This window comes from Sphingobacterium sp. UBA1498 (genome assembly GCF_002325125.1).
Taxonomy (GTDB): domain Bacteria; phylum Bacteroidota; class Bacteroidia; order Sphingobacteriales; family Sphingobacteriaceae; genus Sphingobacterium.
This window is the reverse complement of the sequence record NZ_DCRG01000003.1, coordinates 279,361-305,470: the sequence shown is the minus strand read 5'-3', so window position 1 is coordinate 305,470 and position 26,110 is coordinate 279,361. Positions and strand designations below refer to the sequence as shown.

Here is a 26,110-nt window from a genome sequence, read left to right as displayed (position 1 = left end):
AAATGCTTAAGAATTATATCAAAATAGCCTGGCGTAACCTTTGGAAAAATAAAGGTTATTCCGCCATCAATATCATTGGGTTGTCCATTGGCATGACTGCGGTGTTGATTATCGGAATATGGATACAAAATCAATTTCAATTTGACAATTTTTATAGCAATAATACCAGTCTTTACAAACTTTGGAACAAATATGAAGACGAGGGAAAAATTAATCTTCAACAAGTTACTTCGGGCCTCGCCTCACCGGCACTGGAAGCTGAATATCCAGAGGTAGAACACGCTGCACGAATCTATTGGAGCTCCAATAGATTATTGTCTTTCGATGAGAAAAAAATCAAATCTAAAGGAAACGAAGTTGACCCCGCTTTTATGCAAATTTTTGAATTCAAAATCCTTAGGGGAAATAACAACAATGCGCTAGGAGACAAGAAAAGTATTGTTCTCACAGAGAGCCTTGCAAGAAATATCTTTGGCGACGTTGACCCTTTGGATAAGACAGTTATGCTCGACGATAAAGAGCCTTATAAAGTGACTGCCGTAATCGCGGATTTGCCGAGTAATACAAATTTTGATTTTACCTATTTAATCCCCTTGGTTCAACCGGAGAATTACTCGCCGGATTGGAATTCCAATTCATTTTACACCTATGTGCAGCTGAAAAAAGGTGTTGATATAGAAGCTTTCAATAAAAAACTGGTCGGTTTTATCACAAAAAAAACGAACAATGTCTCGAAGGGATCACTTTTCCTATATCCCTTGTCAAAAATGCATCTTTACTCCAAATTCGAACAGGGAATACCTGTGGGGGGAAACATAGACCAGGTCAAACTGGTTGGCGGTATCGGCCTATTAATTCTGCTGATCGCCTGCATCAATTTTGTCAATCTCAGTACGGCAAGAAGTCAGAAAAGAGCAAAAGAGGTTGCGGTTCGCAAAGTGGTGGGCGCCCAACGCTTCAACCTGATTGCCCAATTCCTTACTGAATCTGTCTTATTAGCACTTATTTCTGGACTAATCGCTATTGGTCTGGCTATCGGTATATTGCCCTTATTTAATAAAATATTAGACAGGCCTTTATCATTTTCCTTAACAGATCCAATCATATGGATATCGTTAGCTGGATTCACATTTTTTACAGGCACATTGGCCGGATTATACCCTGCCTTTGTCCTATCGGCATTTAAACCAGTTAAAACACTGAAACCGCTAAGCCGCTCCAACAAGTTTGTATTGAATTTCAGAGAGCTACTGGTCATTTTCCAATTTGGTATCGCGATCATACTGATTATAGCAACGATGATTGTACGACAGCAAATCAATTATGCTGCGCAACGTGATATCGGTTACAACAGTTCACAGCTCATCGAAATACCAATGGAAGGTAACATGGAAAGAAATTACGAAGCAATTAAATCGGAGCTGATTAGCGCCAACATAGCGCAATCGGTGACACGCACCGGTTGGTCTATTACACAAAATGCATCGAATACGAGCGGAGGTTTTTTATGGGAGGGTGCTACTCCTGAACAAGGCAATAAAATTGTCTTCAATCTTGGAAAAACAGAAAGTGATTTTGTAAAGACTGTAGGATTAAAACTCATAGCAGGCCGCGATATCGATTATAGTAGGATGCTAGCAGATAGTTCATCAATATTGCTCAATGAAGCTGCCATTAGAGAAATGAAACTCAAAAATCCGGTTGGCAATTACTTAAAATGGGGCGATAAGACATATACGATTGTTGGTGTTATCAATGATCACATTAGCGGATCTCCCTATAATCCCGTCTCTCCATTGCTGATATATGCGAACAAAAATTGGCTACTAAACATGGTTATTCGGGTCAATGTTACATCATCGTTTAGCGATCAGTTGAATCAAATTGAAAAGACGCTTAAGAAATTTAATCCAGCTTATCCTTTTGAATACAAATTTGTTGATCAACAGTTCGCTTCAAAATTCGGCGATCAACAACAGACGGCAAAGTTAGCATTTATCTTCTCGCTATTAGCCATATCAATTTCCTGTTTAGGTCTATTTGGACTTGCATCATATATGGCCGAATTGAAAACAAAAGAAATTGGTATACGTAAAGTACTTGGCGCATCCGTCTCGGGAATCACAGCAATGTTATCTAGAGATTTTGTCAAACTTGTCGTCATTGCCATTTTAATTGCATCTCCGCTTGCGTGGTGGGCTATGAATAAATGGCTTCAGGATTTCTCCTATCGCATTGAAATACAGTGGTGGACATTTGGTTTCGCTGGAGCTTCCGCCATACTGATCGCTCTCATTACTGTTAGTAGCCAAGCCATTAGAGCCGCAAGCAGTAATCCAGTGAAGACATTAAGAGATGAATAGCGGAGAATTACAGGTTAATAAATAAAATTAGGCCTTAAAACCAACTTTAAAAACAAATAGAGAAAAAAGATAATTATGATAAGCAACTACATCAAAATAGCATGGCGCAACCTAATGAAGAATAAGTCATTTTCCCTGACTAACATCATTGGGTTGGCAATAGGCATGGCCGGAGCATTGCTTATAGTGCTTTGGTTACAGAACATGATGACGATGGACCGCTTTCATGAAAAGGGGAATCGTCTGCATGTATTGAGTAATCGTGATGAATTTCAGGGTGATAAATCGGCCTGGGCGTATACACCTAAAATATTAGGCCCCTCATTGGCCGCTGATTTCCCAGATATCGAAGCGTTTACACGATACAACGAGGGACATGAATTTTTAACGACATTTAAAGAAAAGAAGCTTATTGCAAACACAGTTTTTGTCGATCCCGGCTTTTTCAAGATGTTCTCTTTTCCTTTTATCAAAGGCGAACAGAATGTTAAATTTGATCACCCAAAAGGTGTTGTTCTTACCGAAAGATATGCTAAGTCGCTATTCGGCGATGAGGATCCAATAGGCAAATCGGTTAGAATAGATTCGGTCAATCAAGTTGATGTACAGGCTGTTCTCAAAGATATCCCGAGTAATTCAAGTTTCAGATTTGACATGCTCCTTCCTTTTGAATATGCAAAAATAATTGGCTATGTGGATGACAACTGGAGCAATAATTCAATAAGTACTTATGTCTTATTAAAAGATGGTGCTTCTTTAACAGCATTTAATAGTAAGATCAAGACCTATTTAAGGGATCATATCAATGCCAGCAATAAGGCAGAGGGTCGCTTATCAGCGAAAAATACAGGGGAGATTTTTGCCTTTCCTTATCCCGATTCTTTTCTGTATAACAATGGTAAAGGTGGAAATTATACATCGGGACGGATTGATATTGTCAAGCTTTTTGCGTGGATCGGTGTTTTTATTTTATTAGTAGCCAGCATCAATTTTATGAACTTAAGCACAGCACGTTCTGAGCGTCGCGCAAAAGAGGTTGGTGTCCGTAAGGTAATTGGTGCCAGTAAGACAAGCTTAATGGCTCAGTTTCTCGTTGAGAGCATACTAATTAGCTTAATTGCGATGGTTCTCGCAACTCTACTTGTCTTTATAGTGCTGCCTTTTTTTAATGACCTTGTTGAAAAAAATCTCAGTCTTTCCTTATTAAGTCTACAAACCTGGCTCTTTCTACTTGCGTTCGCACTGTTTACAGGGATATTAGCGGGTACTTATCCGGCCTTTTTCCTTTCCTCTTTTCAACCGATCAAAACTTTGAAAGGAAAATTTGTATCGAAGACTAAAGGGTTGAACATCCGTTCGATACTCGTGGTTATACAGTTTAGCCTCGCTATTATATTGATTATCGCTACAGTCATTGTGGCAAAACAGATCCAGTACACTAAACAGCGCGACCGCGGCTATAATGAAAATGGTTTGCTCTACAGCAGTATTAAAGGTGACCTGGAGAAGAATTATAAAATCCTCCGGGACGAGCTTTTGGCCAGCAATGCTGTAGTCTCTGTATCGAAGAACATGTCGCCAGTAACAGACTTTTATAGCAATGGTTGGGGATTTACCTCCGGTACACCGACCGAAGAGGACAAAAGAATTTCTTACAACCGCTTTAGTACGGACGCTGATGCGGTAAAGAATCTTGGTCTCACTTTGATTCAAGGACGTGACATCGATATATATAAATTTGCAACAGACAGTACTGCATTAATTTTAAATGAATCTGCCGTTAAAAGTCTTCATCTTACAAATCCTGTAAATAGCATTGTGGATGGCGATGGCACCAAATGGACAGTCGTTGGCGTTGTCAAAGATTTTATTATGGGATCGCCTTTTGGGGACAAAAAACCTATGGTGATATTGGGTCCAAAGGCTTGGTTTACAACGATTCATTATCGTTTAAATACAAACCATAACATCGCAGACAACTTAAAGACAATTGAAACTATCTTTAAAAAATTCAACCCAGATTACCCATTTGAATATCAGTTCATTGACAAAACCTATGAACAAAAATTTAAGGAAACAAAGGCTATAGGTACATTAGCGATGGTTTTTGCAGGATTGACGATCTTTATTTCCTGTTTAGGCTTACTGGCACTGATCGCATACATGGCGGAAACCCGCATGAAAGAAATTGCTGTTCGCAAAGTTCTTGGCGCAAGTGTAGTCCAAGTAACGTCTTTACTTTCTATCGATTTCATCAAACTTGTCGTTATCGCTATTTTTATAGCAACGCCTATCGCTTGGTGGGCAATGGACCAGTGGTTGCAAGATTATAGCTATCGAATAGCGATCCATTGGTATTACTTTGCCGTTGCTGGATTGATGGCAATTTTAATCAGTATGGCTACTATAAGTTATCAAACGATTAAGGCAGCTTTAGTGAATCCCGTTGATAGTTTGCGTGATGAGTAGCCTAACGTTTACCATTATTTTTTTCGATAGCTTTATACCGGATAGATGACTATGAATTCGTTCAAACTTGCCCTCCGCAGCCTTATTAAAAACTGGCAATACACTTGGATCAATATCTTAGGTTTAAGCATGGGTTTCTCCTTGTGTCTTCTGGTGTTTGCCCTGGTTATTGAAGAAAATTCGTATGACAGAACCTGGAAAAATGCCGATCATCTTTTCCGTATTGTTACTATAGATTCTACTGCTGGTCTTGAACGACAAATGTCGAGAACGTTGGTTAATTTAAGTACAGAATTAAAACAAGTATTTCCAGAAATTCGAAATGAAGCTCGTATAGAATCTAGAAAATATTATCTAAAACCGGATTCCAACACCACGCAGCCCATAGCAGTACAGGCTTTGGAATCGGAAACATGTATTTTGGACATGCTGAGCATCCAGATTCTTGAAGGCAATCCGAAGCAACTCGTTCAAGGAAAAACAAACTTACTCATTGACAAAGAATTTAAAGAAAAGTACTTTAAGAACGAAAATGTCATTGGAAAGATTATCCAAAGTGCCGACCCCTATGCTGATCAGCCTTCCGAATATATCATTACGGGTGTCATGGATAATCTTCCCTATAATTCAACGCTCAGAGCTTCCATCATTGCTTTAGTTCCAAAAATATCGATGGAATTAAGTAAAGATGGCTCAGGCTACTACACAGAACAATTTGTACAGCTAAAAGCCGGGACATCAAGGATAACGCTTGAACAGAAACTCAATCATTGGTATAAAGACTACCTGATTCCAAACACACAACATGTGGCTTCCTTTCGCCTGCAGCCTATTCAGGATATCTATATGGAGCCATTAGGAAGTGTAGAAATCAGTGGCGACCAAAAAATAACAAACATATTTGTAGGCGTTGCCATTTTGGTCCTTATTGTTTCCTTCATAAATTTTATTAATATCTACGCTGTAAGAACCGTTAAAAAATTAAGAACGCTGCATATCCATAAGATCATGGGAGCCAGCCGCCCCCAGATGGTTCGAGGAATGCTATTTGAAACAACCTTGCTGTTTTTTATTTCCGCATTATGTAGCTTACTTCTTTTTAAACTTGGATTGTCCCAACTGGAAAACTTTATAGGCTATAATCTCGCTTATATAAGGTCCATACAGCTTCCATTGGTACTGTCCTTTTTGACGATATCGCTCGCTCTTGGTCTATTGATTGGCTTTTATCCCGCATGGATGGTTTCTGGACTTAAGAGTTCGGATGCCTTGAAAAATAAGCTATCCAAAATTCCGAATGTTGAAATGTTTATTAAAAAAATACTTATCACAATACAGTTTAGCATCACTATTATCGTCATTATTGGACTTATAACAATCAAATCACAACTTGTCTATATGCAATCAGCACCCTTGGGGATCGAGGTCAGTAATGTGCTCAACATCGATTATTTCAACACGGGAACACAAAGTACAGATATAAAAGACCGAATAAGCCAACTCACTGGTGTTGAATCGGTCAGCATAGCTAACTGGACACCGACAATTGGTTCAGGCTATCTTGTCAAGACAATCGCAGACAAGTATAGTCCTGAAAAAAAAATCCAAGTCAGTTTCATCGGCGGTGATATCAATCTCTCCAAGACATTGGGAATCCAATTGGTTAAGGGACGACTATTAACTCCCGAAGATTACACACATGTTGAAATGGGGTTGGTAGAGGACGGAGTCAACAATGCTCTTGTAACCGAAAGTACAGCAAGAATGCTTGGCATAGACAGACTCGGTGTCCTGTATAAAGACCTTCAGATTATCCCCGTCGGCATCATTAAAGATTTTCATAGTGAGTCTTTTCGTTTCAAGATCGTACCGACGGTGATTTTGGCTAAAGATTTTAATGGAAGCGGCAATATACTGATAAAAGTGGGGGAAGGACAAGAACAACATATCCTTCAATCGGTATCTAAAATTATTCAGCATACCTATCCTCACAAATACCTGTCTTATCAATGGATCGATGAGCTAATTGCACAGCAATATGAAAAAGAGGGCAAGCAAGTGCAATTATTTATTTTATTCAGTACATTGGCGTTATTGATCTCTGCATTGGGTATTACGGGTTTAATTATGCAAAATCTTGAACAGCGAACGAAAGAAATTGGCATTCGCAAAGTCCTAGGCGCAAGAGTGCTGGACCTATCGCATCTCTTTTCAAAAGATTATCTCATTTTAACCTCCCTCGCTATTGTTATTGCCAGTCCTATAGGGTGGTATCTTTCAAAAAAATGGCTCGAAGATTATGCCTACAATGTGGGGGTACAATGGTGGTACTTTACCCTTGCTGCTCTTGTCGTGTTTTTGATCTGTATCATTACCGTCAATATCCAAACAATACGAGCAGCTTTAGTGAATCCCGTTGATAGTTTGCGTGATGAGTAAGTTATATTATAAAAGCATTAAGCGTCATCCATATGATCAAGAACAATTTAAAAATAGCATGGCGGAATTTAACCCGAAATTTATCCACTTCACTGATCAACATAACGGGGTTAGCGATGGGGATTGCAACCTGTTTGCTAATCAGTTTATACGTAAGCGATGAATTTAGCTTTGATCGTTATAATGTGCATGCAGATCGCATTGTCCGTGTCGTTTTCAGAGGAACTGTTAAGGGTGGAACAATCAATGAGGCACATGTGATGCCACCTGTTGCTTCGACCATGAAGGCGGAGCTGCCCGAAGTTGAAGAAACCACGCGCTTAAGAATCGGTGGCTCTCCCCTATTTGTCGTCAATAATAAAGTGTTTCACGAAGAAAAAATGGCTTTTGTGGATGCTTCTTTCTTCAGAATTTTCACGCTCCCTTTTATCAAAGGAAATTTGTCTACAGCTATTTCTTCCCCAAATTCTGCAGTAATATCCGAATCCACCGCCTTAAAATACTTCGGCACAAACGATGTTGTCGGTCGAGACCTCATCATCAAAGACAGTCCAAATATCCTCAAAATTACTGGAGTAATCAAAGATATCCCTCAAAACTCCCATTTTCATTTTGATGTGTTTACCTCTTTGGATGCACTTGAAGATTCACGATCAGATTCGTGGATGACTTCCGAATACTATACTTATGCACTGCTTTCGAAAAATGCTTCACGTGAAAAGCTCGAAAAAAACTTAGCCACTCTATTCGACAAACATGTTGCCACACAATTTATGGCAGGTTTTGGCATGAGTTACCAAGAATACAAGACGACGGGAAATAAGATCGGGCTTTACCTACAGCCGCTAACAGATATCCATCTACATTCAAATTTCAACTACGACCTCAGCGCTCCAGGGGATATAAGGTACGTTTACATTTTCAGCGCTATTGCGCTCTTTATGCTATTGATTGCCACAATTAATTTCATGAATCTATCTACAGCAAGTGGTTTTAAACGATGTAAAGAAGTTGGCGTACGAAAAGTATTGGGTGCCGACAAGCAAAACCTGATGCGACAGTTTATGCTGGAGGGTGTCCTCCTGACCTATATTGCCTTAGGAATAGCTTTGGGAATTGTTTTACTTATCCTTCCTCTATTTAATCAAATTTCAGGAAAAGAGATTGAAATTCAAAAACTTGACGCTTTTAAAATTATTCCCTTCCTGCTAACTTTTGGTTTAGTCGTCGGTCTATTTTCCAGCAGCTATCCCGCGTTATATCTGTCCTCATTTAATCCACTTCGTGTATTAAAAGGAAAAATAAGTCGTTCGACTAAAGGCCTTAATTTACGCAGTGGACTTGTTGTATTTCAATTCATCATTTCCGTCGGACTTATCTTTGGAACCGTGGTCGTTGTTCAGCAGCTGGATTATATGCGTCATATTAAACTTGGATATAACAAGGATAATGTCCTTATTATACCGAGCTGGCCTTTAGGGAAAAACGAAAAGACATATTATAATTTATTGCTGCAAGATAGCAGAATCAAGCATGTCTCTCATTCGTCCTATCTCCCTGCCGGAGAAAGTAGCAACAACAATTTTTTCATCTATCCAGATGGCAATACTGATCAATGGGTCAAAACGATTCGTTACGATATAGATGAAGAATATATTCCGGTTATGGGTATGCAGCTTAAAGAAGGACGAAATTTCGCAAAAACATTTGGTAGTGACAGCCTTTCTGTCATCATCAATGAAACCGCAGCAAAAGATCTAGGTTGGAACGATCATAGCCTTGGTAAAATATTGACCAATAAAGACAACAAAAGCTATCGTGTTATTGGTGTCGTTAAGGATTTTCATTTTCGCTCTTTACATGAGCAGATCTCCCCGCTTGTGATGGTTCTTAGCGATCAAGCCGGGAGTTTGATTCTCAAAATACAAACAGCCGATATGGATAAGCTCATTCAAAAATTAGCGTCTCTCTATCGCTCCTTTCCAACAGACATTCCATTCAGCTATTCCTTTTTGGATGACCGATACGCACAAACCTACCAAGCAGAAGTGAAAACGGGTAAGTTACTGAGCATCTTTGCAGGACTGACTATTTTTGTGGCCTGCCTTGGTTTATTCGGCTTGGCTATTTTCACCGCCAATCAACGCAGAAAAGAAATAGGGGTCCGAAAAGTTATTGGGGCTACAGTTTCAGATATCACACGCATGCTTTCCATTGAGTTCGTCAAACTCGTTCTCAGTGCCATTATCATTGCTTCTCCCCTAGGTTGGTGGATAATGCACAAATGGTTAGAGAATTTCGCGTACCGTATTGAGATGCAATGGTGGATGTTTGTGCTAGCAGGAGCTCTAGCCGTCTTTATTGCTTTAATTACTGTAAGTTCACAAGCGATACGCGCGGCCATAACAAAGCCTGTTGACAGTCTACGCGATGAATAAAATAGACTTGTCTGTTCAGCGGTGGACAAAGCACTGTCCGATATCGAACAGCAAGTAAAAGAATGAGGAAGGCAACCCGTTAATGATCAACAGGATAATTGCTTGGCCAAACATTTGTATTTTTAATTTTTTAAGTGGAGCACACAAGCTATTAGCAGCTCCACGACCGGAATAAATTCTTAGTATAAAACAATGAACTTTACAAACTTCAAAATTGCTTGGCGAAATATCGGAAAGAAAAAAGTGCAAAATCTGATCAATCTAATTGGATTGACCTGCGGTATTACTTTTCTCCTACTTGTAGGCGCCTATATATGGGATGTACATCAAGTGAATAGCAGCATCAGAAATATTGACCGGCAATTTTTGTTGCAAAGCAAGTATAAGAAAGAAGGATTTGGTATTAACTTAACCACATTAGGGGCGCTCCCTAAAGCCTTACATGAGGAGTATCCCAATCTGGTCTCTAATTATTATCGGATTGATGGATTGACAGGTATCGTAGCCAACGGTTCGACAATCCATGAAGAAGGGATGTCTCTCGGAGATCCCAGCCTATTGACGATGTTCGGATTCCATATGCTGGCGGGCAATGCTAATACGGCTTTAAATAATCCCTTTTCAGTTGTCATCAGTGACAAAGCTGCCATAAAATATTTCGGGCATGTGGATGTACTCGGCAAATCGCTACAGATAAAAAATTTCAAGGGTGAAAAACACGATTTTGAAATTACAGCAATCATTAGATCCGACGTCCAAAATGCCATTATGGATCTCACAAAGAATATGCATGCAGACATATTTTTACCGATCATCAATGAGGAATTCTTTGGTCGATCTATAGACAATTGGAATAACCCTTATATTGCCGGTTATATCGAATTGAAACCAGGTGTAAGCTTGGATCGCGTAGATGCCGCCATTGAAACGTTGGTAAGAAAAAATACCGATAAGGAATTTTCCAGTGAATATAGCCCTGATCTAAAACCATTGAAAACCTATTATTTGGATGACAACCAAGGGGCCGTGCGTAAAATGATACAGACATTGATTTGGACGGCCATTTTTATCCTGATTATGGCTATCATCAATTTCATCAATTTTAGTATCGCTCAGCACATTACCCGATTAAAGGAAATCGGTGTTCGCAAGATGATGGGATCATCTCGAATACAGCTTATCAGGCAATTGATGACCGAATATATCCTAATCGTGAGCATAGCAGCATTGATCAGTCTGCCGCTTTATATCATCGCAAGTCCAATTTTTGAGCATATCTTGATGCGAAAGCTGCCCACCTTAGTGGAATTGCCGATTTACTTTTTTGGATTATTGGGTATAATGACGTTATTCATTGGCCTACTGGCCGGGCTCTACCCAGCTATTAAACTTTCCAATATAGCGGTACTTCCTGCAGTCAAAAATCAATTTTCGACGCTAGGAGGCAAACAGCTGGTGCGAAAAATTCTTTTGTTTTTTCAATTTGGGGTAGCTTTGCTCCTGCTTGTCTGTACGCTAATTATTTCTAAACAAGTTGATCTATTTCTCCATAGCAATCTAGGTTACAACAAAGACTATTTATTAACTGTCCAAGTACCCAGAGACTGGTCCGAAAATGGCGTTCGCAAAATGGAGACTGTGCAACAAGAACTCAGCTTGCAACCAGAAGTTAAATCAGTAACCTTATCTTATGAAATACCTGGATTGCTGGGATCCAATATGCAGCCAGCATTCGGGACGACTGACGACAAAGAAATCCAGGTACAACGGATTACAAGTGATAGTCACTTTTTGGAGACCTATGAGATACCACTAGTTGCTGGAACTTTTCTCCCTAAAAACTATGTTGCCAATGCGAATAATAGGCCAGTTGTGATCAATAAAAAAGCCATGGACGATTTTGGTTTTAAAAATGCCGAGCAAGCTATTGGTCAGCAGATTGCTCTAGCTGATCCAAGTTACAAAATGACTATTTTAGGCGTTGCTGAAAACTTTGTGGCCAATTCACTTCACCAGGCCTCTCCGCCTATCGTATGGACAGATGTACAGGAAAGCTTACAATATCGATACCTTAGCATCCGTTTAAAGCAAGGCTCTCTTTCCAATACAGTACAACAACTCGAAAAAAAATGGAAAACGTTGATGCCTGATGCTCCTTTCGAATATCAATTTATGGATGAACGCATCAAAAATTTATATGAAACTGAACTGCAGCTGCATCGTGCATCACAGTTGGCTACGGTCGTTTCGCTGCTGATCGTGGCATTGGGGCTCACCGGATTAATATCCCTTTCCATCCATTTGCGGAATAAAGAAGTCGGTATCCGCAAAGTACTCGGTGCATCGTTAGCACATTTAATGGTGTTATTTTCGAAGGAGTACTACGGAATATTCCTATTTGCGGCATTGACGACGGTTCCACTGAGTTATCTATTGATGCAATACTGGCTTCAAAATTACATCATCCGCATAGATATCAATGTTCTTACCTACTTGTTACCACTAGGAACATTAATTGGTTTACTAAGTTTATTGGTTGCCATTATTGTATTTCGGGCCACCCGATTTAATCCGGTTGAAAAATTGAGAGATGAATAATGTCAGAAACCAATCCATATAAACAGTATGATAAAGAACTATCTTAAAACCGCTTGGCGGACATTGATGCGCAATCGTATCTATTCGCTATCAAACCTCGTTGGTTTAACGATTGCCCTGCTGGTTTTTATGCTAATCAGTGCGCTTGTGGTTGATGAGCTTTCCTACGACAGACAATGGAGCAACTCCAAAGAGCTCTACAGAATGCGAATTGTGCCCAAAGAAATACAGGAAGGATTCACAAACAATAATTCGGGAGCTCCTGAAGGTATCTCTGCAACATTAAAAGCTCATTTCCCAGAAGTACTTGGCTATACTTCAATCCATTCATTTTCAACAAAATTAACAATAAACAAGGGCTCAAAGCAGTTTACCGAAATCAATACGCTGGAAATCGACAGCGGTTTTTTCAATCTTTTTGATACAAAAATCATCGCAGGTAATCCGAAACACGTTATTGCCGGAGCAAAAAATATCACATTGACAGCCTCTGGGGTACAAAAATACTTCGGTGGCAAAGACGTGCTCGGTAGCACATTCTACAATAAACCACAAGAAGGGAAACCCGAAGCTTACTATGTTAATGCAATTATCGAGGATATGCCCCATAACTCTTCCTTTCAGGCCGAAGCCTTTGTGCTGATGCCTAAGGTGAATGAATTCAATCCCGAAAAAAGTGGTTCGTTACAAACACAAATTCTGTTGCTCAAAAGTACAACTGATGTTAAAAGTTTTTCAGACAAGATAAACAAGTGGTATAATACGCAAAAACTAGGTGATTGGCTGAAAGAGCACAATCTTTTCATTGAACCCATCACTGATATACACTTGCGAAGTATTACAGGATGGGAGAACCCTATGCAAGATATTTATCTGCTAGCAGGAATAGCGATCTTGATCCTTGTATTGGTCAGTATCAATTACATCAACCTGAGCTTTGCACATGCGCTCAAACGTACACAACAGATCGGTATCCGCAAAGTACTGGGAGCAAGCCGAAAAAATCTGATCCTACAGATGGGCCTTGAGAGTACCATGCTCTTTGCCGGCTCTTTTCTGATTGCATTTTTGAGTTACGTGCTTATATTTCCTGCATTTGAGCACTATTTAGAACATCCTTTGACCATGAGCTACCAACATTCCTTCTTCATGTTTGTTGGACTGCTATCTATTTGGATCGTTCTGGGCTGGATTTGTAGCCTACCTACAGCCTTGTCACTATCAAAAACACATCCGTCCCTAGAACTTCGGAAACAGCTTTCTTTCTTCAAGCTCCCCCTAAATATGGTATTTACCAAAGTATTGGTGATTTTCCAGTTTGCCATTGCCATCGTCGTAGCGATCTGTATGATGTCCATGCGTGCGCAATTGCACTATCTGTACAACAAAGATCTTGGCTATGAGCCCAAAAATCTCTTGGCTATCAATTATACCTCCTGGGAGGGGAAGGATCAGGCCTTCAAACAGGAGCTATTAAAACATTCGTACATCTCTTCGGTCAGTCTCACAAGCTGGACGCCCTTTAGTGGTAGTGTGGATTTTAAAACAGTAGCAGACCCTAACAATCCGAACAAAGAACTCCCAGTGGTATTTGTCTATGCGGATTATGATTACATCAAAACAATGGGCATAAAGCTCCTTAGTGGCCGGCCTTTAAGTGCGGACTATGCGCTGGATAGACCGTTTACAGATTCGATTCAGGCCGGACAACGGGTACTTACCAATATGCTCGTTTCCGAACAGACCGCCCAGCGGCTGTCTTTAAAACTTAATAAGAGCAATGAGCCTTTAAACAATACACCTGTAGGCGTATTTAAAGAGTTCAACGGAGCAAGTTTAAAGTTTCCGATCGGTCCTTTTGCGATTAAATCGCAAAATGAATGGGAAGGCAGCTGCATGCTTATCCGCGTGCAAGAAGGTAAGAAAAAGGAAGCTTTAGCCTTGGTAAACAGCACCTGGAACCACTTTTTCCCTAATCGGATCGCGCAATTCAACTGGCAGGAAGATCAGGTGCAGCATCAATATAACAAAGAGAAAAAGCAGTACCAGCAATTGGCATTTTTTACAGGAGCCAGTATGCTGATTGCTATCTTAGGGATCGTAGCCATTGCCATTTATACGCTAGAACGACGGGTAAAAGAAATCGGTATCCGTAAAGTGCTCGGTGCTTCGGTAAATACGATCACCTATATGATTTCCAGATCCTTTATCGCGCTCTTGCTGATTGCGATTCTAATCGCTTTCCCCATAGCATGGTGGTTTACGCACAAATGGCTGGAAAATTTTTACTACCATATCGATGTTCCGATTGCTCTCTTTGTTTTCACGGGATTGTTTATGGGTGTGACGACGTTAACGATTATTGCTGTCCGGATATTCCAGACGGCCCGCATTAATCCCGTCAATAGTTTACGGGATGAATAATAAAAAATTAGCCGTAGGTGTGCGAAATTTAAATAGTGCAAACTATTATTTAGCTAAAGGGAATGAAAGTTTATAATTGGTATAAGTCTTTGGATTTTCGCTGTTTTCATCATTCACACATTGAAATCATATAGATTTTCGATACAAAGAAATAGAAAATATTTCAAAAACAAAAACATTTGTATAAATAAAAATAACATTATCTATCTTTATCTATACAAAAGGACAGATTATTAAATAAAAGGATGACAAAACTAGGCGATTTTTTAGCGAAGAAATCTGTGAATAAATCCCAGATTGCCCGCAAAACAGGATTAAGTAAAGCGAGAATCAATGAATTGACCATGACTGAGACCGCTAAATTACGTTTAGATGAAATGTACTTGATTGCTCTGGCCATCGATACAGATCCGGCCAAAATGATGCTCGAACTCTGCGAGCACCTCCAACTAAAACAGATTAAGGATTAGGATACTTTCCTAGAGCCCTTTAATAAGATGATCTGTGCGGTATTGGACGAAAAACTGTTCGATATCGTACAGCCACAAAATCCAACAAACAAAACAAAACACTGAAAAACAGCAACTTAATAAAACGGCAATACAATTGACTTCAGTCTAATGTCTAGATTGACCGGTCGATTACCGATCAATAAGATGTTAAAAATGTATTGTTATGATAGGAAATAGTCTTAAGGTCGCTTGGCGAAACATGGCAAAAAATAAGCTCTATTCTTTTATAAAGATCGGGGGATTTGCTTTTGGTATTGCAGTCTGTATGCTCATCGTACTGTATATCAAGCATGAGACCAGCTACAACAAGTTCTATCCAGCAATGGATCGCACCTATCGCCTCGTCGTTCAGCTTCCGATCGAAGGTAAAATTCAACGTTGGGTATCACTCTCGGCTCCCGTTGCCCCGACACTGAAAGCTGAAATTCCTTCCATAGAACAAACAGGCCGGATACTCCCTAACCCTTTATTTGGCGCAGGAAGTAACCAGCTCTCCCTGAATGATAACCCGCAAAGCTTTTATGATGATGGCTTTGTGTATATTGATCAATCTATTCTTGACATGTTTCCGACACCCATGGTTTCAGGAACTCTTGCCCATGCATTGGATCAACCCAATACACTTGTCATTACGAAAAGTAAAGCGGAAAAATACTTTAAAAATGATCCTATTGGACAGACCATTTATCTGAACAATAACAGATCCAAACTCTATACCATTACCGGCGTGATCGAAGATATACCCAAAAACTCCACTTTAGCAGGTTATAGCTTTTTCATGTCGCTCGCAGGCGAACCCTTTTATCCCGGCGAACAGAACCAATGGCTCAGTAACAATTACACAGTCTACGTTAAATTAAAGCCGCAAGTTAATATTGAACAAACCGAAAAGGAGATTTTAAGAAATTATAAAGCGCACTATTTACCTGAATATAAAAAATCAGGGCGCAAGCTCAATCCTTTATTCGAACAGGCAAAAATCAACTTACAAAATGCACTTGACATCCATTTGAAGTCTTCCGATATCGATGACGATAAAGTCAGTATATTGAATCGGGGAGATATCCGCATGGTCTGGACTTTTGCCATCGTCGCATTGTTTATTCTTTTGATAGCGTGTATCAATTTTATTAACCTATCGACCGCCAATGCCGCTACACGGGCCAAAGAAATTGGCATCCGGAAGACAATTGGTTCGACAAGGACATTATTGATCGGACAATTCCTGCTCGAGGCGATTTGTTATAGTGTATTGTCTTTGCTTGTTGGTCTATTGTTGAGCTGGGTTTTGTTGCCCATATTCAACAGTCTCGCCAATAAGTCCCTGACCATCCCATGGACATCCCCTTACTTTTTCCCATCATTATTGTTGGCAATACTGTTCATCGGCAGCCTGGCCGGAATCTATCCAGCTTTGTATCTATCCCGATTTAAACCGATTGCCGCATTGAAAAACAAGACCACCGGAGCCAAATCTTCATTATTCAGAAATGGCCTTGTCGTCTTTCAGTTTGCTACATCCATCATCCTTATTGTAAGTGCCTTGGTGACCAATCAACAGATACGTTATATCCTTGAAAAAGATTTAGGTTTCAAAAAGGAACAGGTCATTATCCTCCGAGGTATTGGTACATTGGGGAATCAGATCCCAAGCCTTAAAAATGAGTTGAAGTCCATTGCAAATGTAAGTTCCGTTTCCTTAGGCGATTTTATTCCAGTTCCCATTGATGGTGCCAAAAGAAACGGCAACCCATTTTGGAATGAGGGCAGACGGGAGATCGATATGGCCACACAGGGACAGTTCTGGGAGATTGACCAGGATTACCTTGAGACCTTCGGATTGCAACTGACCAAAGGTAGAAATTTCGATCCCAAAATGGCCACAGACAGCACGGCTGCCATCATCAACCAAAAATTGGCGAATGACCTGGGATTAAAAAATCCCATCGGAGCAAAAATAACCAATGGCGATACCTGGACAGTCGTTGGTGTTGTGAACGATTTTATTTTTGAGTCGCTGAAAGGTAAAGGGTACGCTGGCTTATGTATGGTATTACGGGGTTATCCCTCACTTTTATCCATTAAAGTTAAACCCGAAAACCTACAGGAGACCCTGAACGGAATTAACAGTGTATGGAATAAATTTTCACCCAATCAAAAGATCAATTACAGTTTTTTGGATGAGGGCTTTGCTTCCCTTTATCAAGATGTTGAACGGACGAAAAATATATTCAGCTGTTTTGCAATCGTCGCCATTTTTGTGGCTGCCCTCGGTCTCTTTGGACTAGCCACCTATGTGACACAACAGCGGACAAAAGAAATCGGTGTGCGGAAGGTGCTTGGCGCAAGTACGATGAGATTACTGAAACTGATGTCCGGAGACTTTATAAAATTGGTGTTTGTTGCCTTGGTTATTGCCTCACCTGTTGCGTGGTGGGCAATGAACCAATGGCTCAGAGACTTCAACTATAAAATAGATATCAACTGGATATACTTTTTTCTGGCGGGCATGGCCGCTGTCCTCATCGCCTTAGGTACCATTAGTTATCAGACCTGGAAGGCTATCAGGACCAACCCCGTCGATAGTCTAAGAGATGAATAAAGTCAGAAGATCTTAAAAATTAGTGCTTGTTGCCTTGGTCATTGCTTGCCTGTTGCGTGGAGGGCAATGCCAATGGCTAAAGGGGGATGAATGTTCGATTGCGAACGAAAACTGTCCGAAATCGGACATCCAAAAACAAGATAAACACAACATAAGACACTTATAGCAAAACAATTACAACAATGGCAAGGGGATTGCATTTTTAATTAGGTGAAATAGTTCGAATTGGTTTAAACATACATATCCAGCGTAAAATGGCACAAAATGATTTCAAACTGGCATGGCGTAAACTTTTAAAAAATAAGGGTTTCACATTTTTGAACATTATCGGACTGACCCTTGGTTTTACAGGTTTTATCCTTTCGTATCAATACATCAATCGCGAAACGAGTTACGATACATGGAATCCACATTTCAAGGATATCTATCAAATTGGTTTGGAAGCCGAAGGCGCTTTTACAGATGAGACCTCGCCTGCTATGGCTCCTTTGTTAAAACAAAATTTACCTGAAATCATCTATGCAGGTCGAAAAATAGTCTACAACTACGGCAGTTATCCCCTTTTTGGTGAAAATACAGTCCTTATTAAAAATGCTGCGCTCATTGACTCCTCTGCGGCACGCATCTTTCAAATCGAAAATGCAACTGGGCCACTCTACAAAAACAAGGAACAAAAGGAAGCGACTATGGTCAAAAGCCATATCGCCGAACAACTATTCAAAAAAGAGGGCCTAAATTTCGACAGTCCCCATTCGATTCCAGCTCAAAGCCTTGCTCTAGGTGTGCACGAGACGATTTATGGCACCATCAAAGAAAAAGGTCTATCCATAATTGATTATGATCTCCTTTTTATCCGTGAACCGCAGGATCTCTTTGCCGATAATAATCCTTTTTTGTATCAAACTTTTATTCAGGTTCGGCCCGGTACGGATATCGCGAATTTGACGGGTCGCATCAATGCGCTTTACCAGAAAGAAATCGCACCGAAAGATAAAATTCGCTCCTCTAGTTATGCCAAAGGGAAAATCTATCTGGATCCATTGACCAACCTTCACCTTCGGCCAAAAACGGGAAGTAACACGGCTTATATCATCACGTGGATTATTGGTATTCTCTCCGTTTTGATTCTCTTACTCGCCTCAGCCAATTTTGCCAACATGATTATGGCACAGGCGGATCAACGCATTAAGGAACTTGCACTCAAAAAAATATTGGGAAGCTCCCGCTGGGCTATCGTCAGACAATTGGCGCTCGAAGTATTTATTCTGACATTCAGTGCGGCAGGCCTAAGTTTCGTCGCTTTGGCCCTCACAGGAAATATCCTTCAAAAATGGTTCAATGATGACCTTAAAGGCTATATTTTGAGTTCGGAAACAATTGCCCAACTTGCTATTGCCGTACTAATGACAACGGTTCTATCGGCAATATATCCAGCTATCGTACTCTCCGGCTTCAAATCTGTCAATCTCCTAAAAGGTGGACTGACTTCTAATCTCAAAAAAGGCACATTTCGCAACGCATTGCTAACTTTCCAAATCAGTATGGCCATCCTATTTATTTCGGGCATGCTAGTTATTCGAGCACAGCTAAATTATATGCAGCAGACGGATAAAGGATTTGAACCTGCACAGGTCGTCAATTTCAGAGGTGTCGGTATGTATTACGATAATAAAATCGATGGTTCTTATCAACAATTAAAACGTCGGTTAGAGAATGATCCCAGTATTGCCTCAGTCGCATCAGCGACAAATATCCCAGGGGAAGGCGAACAGCCTCCGAAAAAGGATTTTTCCTATATTCAAAAAACCGTTTCATTTGCACATGTCGGTATTGATCCTGGATATTTCAAGACATTAAATATCCCTCATCTAGCGGGAAATATCAACCTGTCCATGGACCAGTTGCTCCGCGACTCGCTATCGAACTATGCGGTCATCAACGAATCTGCTGCCAAAAATTTAGGACTTGCAAACCCCATAGGCGTAAAAATTAAGGGCTGTGATGTTAACTTTGAAATTGTTGGCCTGGTCAAAGACAGTAAAGCTTACGGCTTTGAAAATGTAGTTCAACCGACGATATATTCATTTAAAAGTGAATGTGGCAGTACGCGCTTTCAAACCACACTCATGGTCAAAACAAAATCGGGAATGGTCGATCGGGCAATTCAAACGGTCAAAGCAGAATGGGCGAAAAACCCAGCCGCAAAAGATCTGCCCCTTGATTATTCCTTTATGGATGAGCAATATGCTTTACAACACAAAAAGCAGCAAGAATTGCAGACTGCTTTTAATAGTTTCACAACCCTTTCGGTTATCATCGCGGCTTTAGGGCTATTCAGTATGGCAGCGTATCAGGCGGCATTACGAAAAAAGGAAATGAGTATCCGTAAAGTACTGGGAGCATCGGTACACTTACTGTTTGTTCAACTAAACAAGCCTTTTTTCAAGCTCTTTGTGATCGGAATCGGGATCGCAATTCCAATAGCCTATATGCTTATGAACAAATGGCTTTCCAATTTCGCCTATCATATACAGCTATCCTGGTGGTCGTTTTTGATTCCAATATTTTGCATATTTATGTTGATATTATTTTCCATCAGCTTTCAATCTATAAAAGTCGCAAAAACAAATCCAGTAGACAGTCTGCGGGAAGAATAATAGAACATGAAGAGAACCAATGCCAGTCCATACGCTGCAATCGAATACCAATTGTGGCTACTAGAAAAAATATAAATACGAATATCTAAGATCTCAATATTAAAAAATGATACAATTAAAAAATTTATTCAAGTGGTATAATGTAGGTGGCACACGCTCATTCGTCCTTAAAGATGTAAGTCTCGATATTGCTGAAGGCGATTTTATCTCCATCATGGGGCCATCGGGGTCTGGAAAATCGACCCTGCTGAATATTATCGGCATGCTTGATGAACCTGACGAGGGGGCGTATTTTTTTATGGGCGAGAATGTATTGGAAATGAAAGCGAAAAAAAGAACGCAGCTTTACCAGTCCCATATTGGCTATGTATTTCAGGCTTATCATCTCTTGGATGAATTGACTGTATACGAAAATATCGAAACGCCCTTGATTTATAAAGACATTTCAAGCAAAGAAAGAAAAGCTATTGTGGCCGATATGCTCGATCGTTTTGGCATCGTGGGAAAGAAAGACCTATTTCCAGCGCAGTTATCCGGAGGTCAACAACAGATTGTCGGTATTGCACGTGCATTAGCAGGTTCGCCTAAATTATTACTGGCCGATGAACCTACAGGGAATTTAAACTCCAAACAGGGTGAAGAAATCATGGATCTATTCAAACAGCTCAACGATGACGGTGTGACGATCATACAAGTAACGCATTCGGAAAAGAATGCAGAATACGGCAAAAGAATTGTGAATATGCTGGATGGTCAGCTCAAATAATTGTACGCCAAATTAACCTGAATAATCCCTACCCGGTAAGCAAATTACTGGGGGGATTTTTTTATATTATTTCTCGAATCAATTTTTTAACTTCGTTAGGATGAATGAGAGAGAGTTGAAATCGCTAGTATCACTGTTGGACGACACCGACCAACAGATTGTTCAGGAAGTTGAACACCAATTAAAAAGTCAAGGTCCTGAGATCATACCCCATTTGGAAAGATTTTGGGAATCGAGCTTTGATCCCCATGTACAGGGGCGTCTAGAAAATATCATTCATGAAATTCAGTTTGATCAGACCAAAAATGAGTTACAAATCTGGAACCTGAGCAACTCATTCAACCTACTGGAAGGATTAATTATCCTCAATAATTATCAATATCCTTCCTATGAAAACCATAAAATTGTTTTGGCGATAGAAGACCTCAAAACTGAGGTATGGCGAGGTCTTCATTACGACATGACTCCGCTGGAAAAAGTGAACCTGATGAATCATGTTCTTTTTGGGTCTTTCGGCTTAGCAGGGAATACGAAGGACTATCATCACCCACAGAACTCCTATATTGGCCAGGTACTGGACACAAAAAAAGGAAATCCCCTAACCTTATCCTGCATCTACAGCATCATTGCACAGAAACTGGACATTCCAATCTATGGGATTAATTTACCAAAGCATTTTGTGTTGGCGTATATGGATATGGACGAAGAAGGGAATGAACAAGTTTTATTTTACATCAATGCATTTAACCGGGGTCAGGTAATGCAAAAAAGTGATGTAAATTCATTTCTGAAGCAACTGAACCTATATCCAGATAGCGCGTTTACCTATCCCTGCGATAATGTCACAATCATTAAACGTGCTTTACGAAATTTGATGTCTGCCTACGAAGAGCATGAAAGTTCAAGCAAGCAACAGGAAATCAAAACACTGTTTGAACTGCTTGCTTAAACTATTTATTAAAAGTTTGTAGTCGACCGACCATCCAAAAAGATATAATTTGGACGCAGATTTCCGTATGTTTTTGCTGCAATATCTGGTTGTATGTTACCTTCTTCTAACAATGGGAACCGCGAAATCGTATTATTCGTTAGATCAGAAACATAAAAAAACTTTCCTTCGTCGCGCCGGTCATCAATTGTTACTCCCCAAGGCTCTACTAATCCAGTATTCGCTCCACCGACAACATAATCAGGCTCAACATCTACTTTGTCTGTAGTCCCACTAAACAAAGCGGCAGGATTTTTAAAAAATAATACTTCTTTACCCGATGTTACCGCTAATAAGCCCTTATTGGGTGCATAAGATACGGGGCCCAATTGGGTTCTTCCTTTGATATAGACTTTCATCATAGGCTTGAATTTATCTGAATCGACAATCGTATCACGCGCCTGATTAATCAATTGTTGTTGGAGGTTGGCATAAACTGCAAATCCACTTCCCTTACTCGAGCCATCACTATTAAAACCTATAACTACTAACTTATCATTGTTATTGCTGCCATTGAGCAACGTCAGCGAACTCGGGACAACAGTTCCCAGATTTATCTGCTTATCAATAATAGGGGCTCCACCCTTCGAGCCGACCTTCCCAGTAGGCGTACTTACGGCATACAACATGGAGCTACCGGCTCCACGGTTTGTCACGGCTAAAAGAAACGGAATGGTTGTAGCGGAAGTAGCACTATTTTGTTGCGAAAAAGTGTAGTAGGCCAAGCCCCTGACATTTGTAAAACCTCGGTATCCAATTGCACCAGAAGTACCGGGAATACCATAGATATCATTTGCAAATGGGATAACCTGTATAAATGTATCCTGCGGAGTAATACTTGCCTGGAAAACAGCCTTGGCATTCGCATCAAAGAGAATTGGCCCGCCCCCTTTAGCCGGAGATAGATATTGATAGATATTATCCAAATTGTTGGTATCTGCTGGATCAACAATCATCATATTTTTCAGGGAAGAATTATTCGGATCATAATCTAAAAAAGAGATATACAATCTCGATATCTGCGTGATTCGTCCTTCGTTTGTTGGTTCATCATCCAATTTCTTACAGGAAACAAAACCTATAATACTGATGAATACTATAATAATACAGGATTGAAACGAAAATTTCATATTTTTTTTATTAAAAATAGCGTATTGCGTTAAACATACAAATCTACTAATATATGTAGAAAATAAATGAATTTATATGATTCTTTTAAGGGCAGCCCCTTCAAAGTAAAACGGAAATATTTGTCAATTCGCTACTTTTTGATTAAAATTGCCTTTGTTTTTGTTAGCATATACGATTATGGAAAATAAGGAATTTGTAAGGGAGACATTGACGTTACCTGGAGAAGGCAAGAAATTACTCTTACACTCCTGCTGTGCTCCTTGTTCTGGAGAAGTAATGGAAGCACTCATTGCTTCAGATATCGATTTTACGATTTATTTTTACAATCCCAATATTCATCCACGCAAAGAATATGATTTACGCAAAGACGAGAACATTCGATTTGCAGAAAAACATCATATTCCTTTTATTGATGCAGATTATGATGTAGACCATTGGTTTGATTTAGCCAAGGGGATGGAACAAGAGCCGGAGAGAGGTATTCGCTGCACGATGTGTTTTGATATGCGTTTTGAAAAAACAGCGGAGTATGCAGCGGCGAATGGCTTTGATGTGATTTCTAGTTCACTGGGCATTTCACGCTGGAAAAATATGGAGCAAATCAACGATTGCGGCTTACGTGCGGCTTCGCGGCATGAAGGTATGGAATATTGGACCTTCAACTGGCGTAAGAAAGGTGGATCGGCCCGTATGTTGGAAGTCTCCAAGAAGGAGAAATTCTATATGCAGGAGTATTGCGGCTGCGCTTATTCGCTGCGCGACACGAATAAATGGCGCATGGCAAATGGGCGCGAAAAGATAGAGTTAGGCAAAAATTATTATGAATAAGCCCTATCATTGGTAGGTATAAAGCTTGGCCTTAGAATATTTAAAAAAATATTTCGATCCTAATGATTTTATACATACCTTTGCAGGCTCAAATGCAAGATTGTGAAACATCTAAAACAATATAGAATTCCCTTTTCGGGGCTCAACGCTGGAAAGCACAATTTTGAGTTTGACATTAATAAAAAGTTCTTTGACTGCTACGAACATTCGATTGTAAAAGATGGCAATCTGGAAGCAGAAGTTGAGTTGCAAAAACAGGAGAACCTGTTGATATTGCATTTTGATATCCAAGGTGAAATTCAGTTGACTTGTGATACCTGCTTAAAAGAGTTTATGTCACCGATTTCAATTCAAGAGCGGATATTAGTCAAATTCACGGATGAAGATTGGACAGATAACACCGAAGAGGTGTTAATTTTATCCAAAAGCGACCATGAGTTGAATATAGCTGAGCTATTGTATGAATACATTAATTTAGCTGTTCCCTATATCGTCAAATGTGAAGAGCAGGGAGAAGGCATACAATGTGATCCTGAGATGCTCGCATTATTCACAAGCGAGCCAGAATCAGAGGAACAAAAAGAAGAAGAAATTATCGACCCACGTTGGGAAGCATTGAGAAATATTAAAAATAACTAAAACAAGAATACGAGATGGCACATCCAAAACGTAAGACTTCTAAATCAAGAAGAGACAAAAGAAGAACACATTATAAAGCTGAAGCTCCAAGCTTGACAGTATGTAAAGAAACTGGCGCAGTTCATTTACCTCACCGTGCATATACTGTAGACGGAAATTTGTACTACAACGGTAAATTGATCATTGAAAATACAGCTGTTGTCTAAGGTAAACCTTTCATAACGCCAAAACATCCCAGACAAGCACTATTTTAGAAATTTGCTTTACTTTGGGATGTTTTTTGCGTATTATTGATTTACTAAATAATAACGGATGAAGATTGGTTTAGATATTTTAGGAGGAGATTATGCTCCTAAAGCAACGATAACAGGTGCTATTGAAGCACAAAAGCAGCTTACTGGAGACCAAAAAATAGTCCTTTTTGGTAAAACTGAAGAGACAAAACAATTAATCAATCAAGCCGGAGGAAATTCATCTGACTTTGAATATGTTGAGGCTCCAGAAATTATTGCGATGGGTGAACATCCAACCAAAGCAATAACTCAAAAACCCAACTCAAGTATTGCGAAGGGATTTGACTATTTAAAAAACAAAGAAATCGACTCATTCGCTTCTGCTGGTAACACCGGCGCTATGCTCGTGGGCTCGATGTTCAGCGTTAAAGCTATCCCAGGCGTATTGCGTCCTGCTATAGCATCCATCGTTCCCAAATTGAAATCAGGCTTCGGGATCTTATTGGACGTCGGCGCAAATGCGGACTGTAAACCAGAGATGTTGAACCAATTTGCAATCTTGGGAAGTGTCTTTGCCGAACATGTGTTCAATGTATCCAACCCTAAAGTCGGATTATTGAATATCGGAGAAGAAGAAGAAAAAGGAAACATCCTAACAACCTCTACCTACCCCCTACTAAAAGCCAACGACAAAATTAACTTTATCGGAAATGCAGAAGGTCGCGACCTGTTCAGTGACCATGCAGACGTATATGTCTGTGATGGATTTACAGGAAATGTCGTCTTGAAACTTGCAGAATCATTTTATGTAGTAACGTTGAAAAAGGGTTTTAAAGATGATTTTTTCGACCGATTCAACTACGAACAGTACGGCGGTAGCCCCATCCTGGGAGTAAATGCTCCTGTCATTATTGGCCACGGTATTTCGACACCTGAGGCCATTAAAAATATGGTTTTATTTTCAAGAGATATGATCGAGTCTAAGTTCATTGACAGCATCAGATCTATTTTCAATTAGAATAT

The 26,110-nt window shown here is 39.9% G+C and carries 16 protein-coding genes; 15 read left to right on the top strand and 1 reads right to left on the bottom strand.

The window, feature by feature from the left end; all coding sequences use genetic code 11:
* Positions 1-2 precede the first annotated feature (2 nt).
* From B3139_RS02870 to B3139_RS02820, 11 genes are all read left to right on the top strand, one after another.
* A complete protein-coding gene (locus B3139_RS02870) occupies positions 3-2,363 on the top strand; it encodes an ABC transporter permease (RefSeq protein WP_293879644.1) in 2,361 nt (786 codons plus the stop codon).
* A 75-nt stretch (positions 2,364-2,438) separates the two neighbouring features.
* Entirely contained in the window at positions 2,439-4,832 is a 2,394-nt protein-coding gene (locus B3139_RS02865) for an ABC transporter permease (RefSeq protein ID WP_293879643.1), read from the top strand.
* 51 nt (positions 4,833-4,883) lie between these two features.
* Positions 4,884-7,271 carry an ABC transporter permease gene (locus B3139_RS02860; protein ID WP_293879642.1) on the top strand — a complete coding sequence of 796 codons (2,388 nt, stop codon included), beginning with the start codon at positions 4,884-4,886 and terminating at the stop codon, positions 7,269-7,271.
* Positions 7,272-7,303: 32 nt separating this feature from the next.
* Positions 7,304-9,709, top strand: coding sequence for an ABC transporter permease (locus tag B3139_RS02855; protein ID WP_293879641.1), 2,406 nt, complete (start codon positions 7,304-7,306; stop codon positions 9,707-9,709).
* A gap of 192 nt (positions 9,710-9,901) precedes the next feature.
* Positions 9,902-12,307 carry an ABC transporter permease gene (locus tag B3139_RS02850; RefSeq protein WP_293879640.1) on the top strand — a complete coding sequence of 802 codons (2,406 nt, stop codon included), beginning with the start codon at positions 9,902-9,904 and terminating at the stop codon, positions 12,305-12,307.
* A gap of 27 nt (positions 12,308-12,334) precedes the next feature.
* Positions 12,335-14,731, top strand: coding sequence for an ABC transporter permease (locus B3139_RS02845; protein WP_293879639.1), 2,397 nt, complete (start codon positions 12,335-12,337; stop codon positions 14,729-14,731).
* Between the two features lie 245 nt (positions 14,732-14,976).
* Positions 14,977-15,201 (top strand): helix-turn-helix domain-containing protein, encoded by a 225-nt coding sequence (locus tag B3139_RS02840; protein ID WP_209581680.1) that lies wholly within the window; start codon positions 14,977-14,979, stop codon positions 15,199-15,201.
* Between the two features lie 205 nt (positions 15,202-15,406).
* Entirely contained in the window at positions 15,407-17,845 is a 2,439-nt protein-coding gene (locus B3139_RS02835) for an ABC transporter permease (protein ID WP_293879638.1), read from the top strand.
* Between the two features lie 254 nt (positions 17,846-18,099).
* Complete coding sequence (locus tag B3139_RS02830; RefSeq protein ID WP_293879637.1) at positions 18,100-20,502, top strand: FtsX-like permease family protein; 2,403 nt, start codon at positions 18,100-18,102, stop codon at positions 20,500-20,502.
* Positions 20,503-20,608: 106 nt separating this feature from the next.
* Positions 20,609-21,268 carry an ABC transporter ATP-binding protein gene (locus B3139_RS02825; RefSeq protein ID WP_209581685.1) on the top strand — a complete coding sequence of 220 codons (660 nt, stop codon included), beginning with the start codon at positions 20,609-20,611 and terminating at the stop codon, positions 21,266-21,268.
* A 100-nt stretch (positions 21,269-21,368) separates the two neighbouring features.
* Complete coding sequence (locus B3139_RS02820) at positions 21,369-22,217, top strand: transglutaminase-like domain-containing protein (RefSeq protein WP_293879636.1); 849 nt, start codon at positions 21,369-21,371, stop codon at positions 22,215-22,217.
* 8 nt (positions 22,218-22,225) lie between these two features.
* Here the strand turns inward: B3139_RS02820 and B3139_RS02815 are convergent, their stop codons facing one another.
* Positions 22,226-23,386 (bottom strand): hypothetical protein, encoded by a 1,161-nt coding sequence (locus B3139_RS02815; RefSeq protein WP_293879635.1) that lies wholly within the window; start codon positions 23,384-23,386, stop codon positions 22,226-22,228.
* A 178-nt stretch (positions 23,387-23,564) separates the two neighbouring features.
* On the opposite strand from B3139_RS02815, the gene B3139_RS02810 reads away from it, so the two are divergent.
* From B3139_RS02810 to plsX, 4 genes are all read left to right on the top strand, one after another.
* Positions 23,565-24,215, top strand: coding sequence for an epoxyqueuosine reductase QueH (locus B3139_RS02810; RefSeq protein ID WP_209581691.1), 651 nt, complete (start codon positions 23,565-23,567; stop codon positions 24,213-24,215).
* Positions 24,216-24,317: 102 nt separating this feature from the next.
* A complete protein-coding gene (locus B3139_RS02805) occupies positions 24,318-24,854 on the top strand; it encodes a YceD family protein (protein ID WP_293879634.1) in 537 nt (178 codons plus the stop codon).
* Between the two features lie 14 nt (positions 24,855-24,868).
* The gene (gene rpmF / locus B3139_RS02800) at positions 24,869-25,060 is read left to right on the top strand and encodes a 50S ribosomal protein L32 (protein ID WP_046672269.1); all 192 of its coding nucleotides are present in this window, start codon (positions 24,869-24,871) and stop codon (positions 25,058-25,060) included.
* A gap of 106 nt (positions 25,061-25,166) precedes the next feature.
* Positions 25,167-26,105 carry a phosphate acyltransferase PlsX gene (plsX, locus tag B3139_RS02795; protein ID WP_293879633.1) on the top strand — a complete coding sequence of 313 codons (939 nt, stop codon included), beginning with the start codon at positions 25,167-25,169 and terminating at the stop codon, positions 26,103-26,105.
* Positions 26,106-26,110: the final 5 nt, after the last annotated feature.

Excerpts from the sequence above, each read along its gene's own strand:
- B3139_RS02870 (WP_293879644.1), top strand. The coding sequence starts at position 3 with ATGCTTAAGAATTATATCAAAATAGCCTGGCGTAACCTTTGGAAAAAT.
- B3139_RS02865 (WP_293879643.1), top strand. The coding sequence starts at position 2,439 with ATGATAAGCAACTACATCAAAATAGCATGGCGCAACCTAATGAAGAAT.
- B3139_RS02860 (WP_293879642.1), top strand. The coding sequence starts at position 4,884 with ATGAATTCGTTCAAACTTGCCCTCCGCAGCCTTATTAAAAACTGGCAA.
- B3139_RS02855 (WP_293879641.1), top strand. The coding sequence starts at position 7,304 with ATGATCAAGAACAATTTAAAAATAGCATGGCGGAATTTAACCCGAAAT.
- B3139_RS02850 (WP_293879640.1), top strand. The coding sequence starts at position 9,902 with ATGAACTTTACAAACTTCAAAATTGCTTGGCGAAATATCGGAAAGAAA.
- B3139_RS02845 (WP_293879639.1), top strand. The coding sequence starts at position 12,335 with ATGATAAAGAACTATCTTAAAACCGCTTGGCGGACATTGATGCGCAAT.
- B3139_RS02840 (WP_209581680.1), top strand. The coding sequence starts at position 14,977 with ATGACAAAACTAGGCGATTTTTTAGCGAAGAAATCTGTGAATAAATCC.
- B3139_RS02835 (WP_293879638.1), top strand. The coding sequence starts at position 15,407 with ATGATAGGAAATAGTCTTAAGGTCGCTTGGCGAAACATGGCAAAAAAT.
- B3139_RS02830 (WP_293879637.1), top strand. The coding sequence starts at position 18,100 with ATGGCACAAAATGATTTCAAACTGGCATGGCGTAAACTTTTAAAAAAT.
- B3139_RS02825 (WP_209581685.1), top strand. The coding sequence starts at position 20,609 with ATGATACAATTAAAAAATTTATTCAAGTGGTATAATGTAGGTGGCACA.
- B3139_RS02820 (WP_293879636.1), top strand. The coding sequence starts at position 21,369 with ATGAATGAGAGAGAGTTGAAATCGCTAGTATCACTGTTGGACGACACC.
- B3139_RS02815 (WP_293879635.1), bottom strand. The coding sequence starts at position 23,386 with ATGAAATTTTCGTTTCAATCCTGTATTATTATAGTATTCATCAGTATT.
- B3139_RS02810 (WP_209581691.1), top strand. The coding sequence starts at position 23,565 with ATGGAAAATAAGGAATTTGTAAGGGAGACATTGACGTTACCTGGAGAA.
- rpmF (WP_046672269.1), top strand. The coding sequence starts at position 24,869 with ATGGCACATCCAAAACGTAAGACTTCTAAATCAAGAAGAGACAAAAGA.
- plsX (WP_293879633.1), top strand. The coding sequence starts at position 25,167 with ATGAAGATTGGTTTAGATATTTTAGGAGGAGATTATGCTCCTAAAGCA.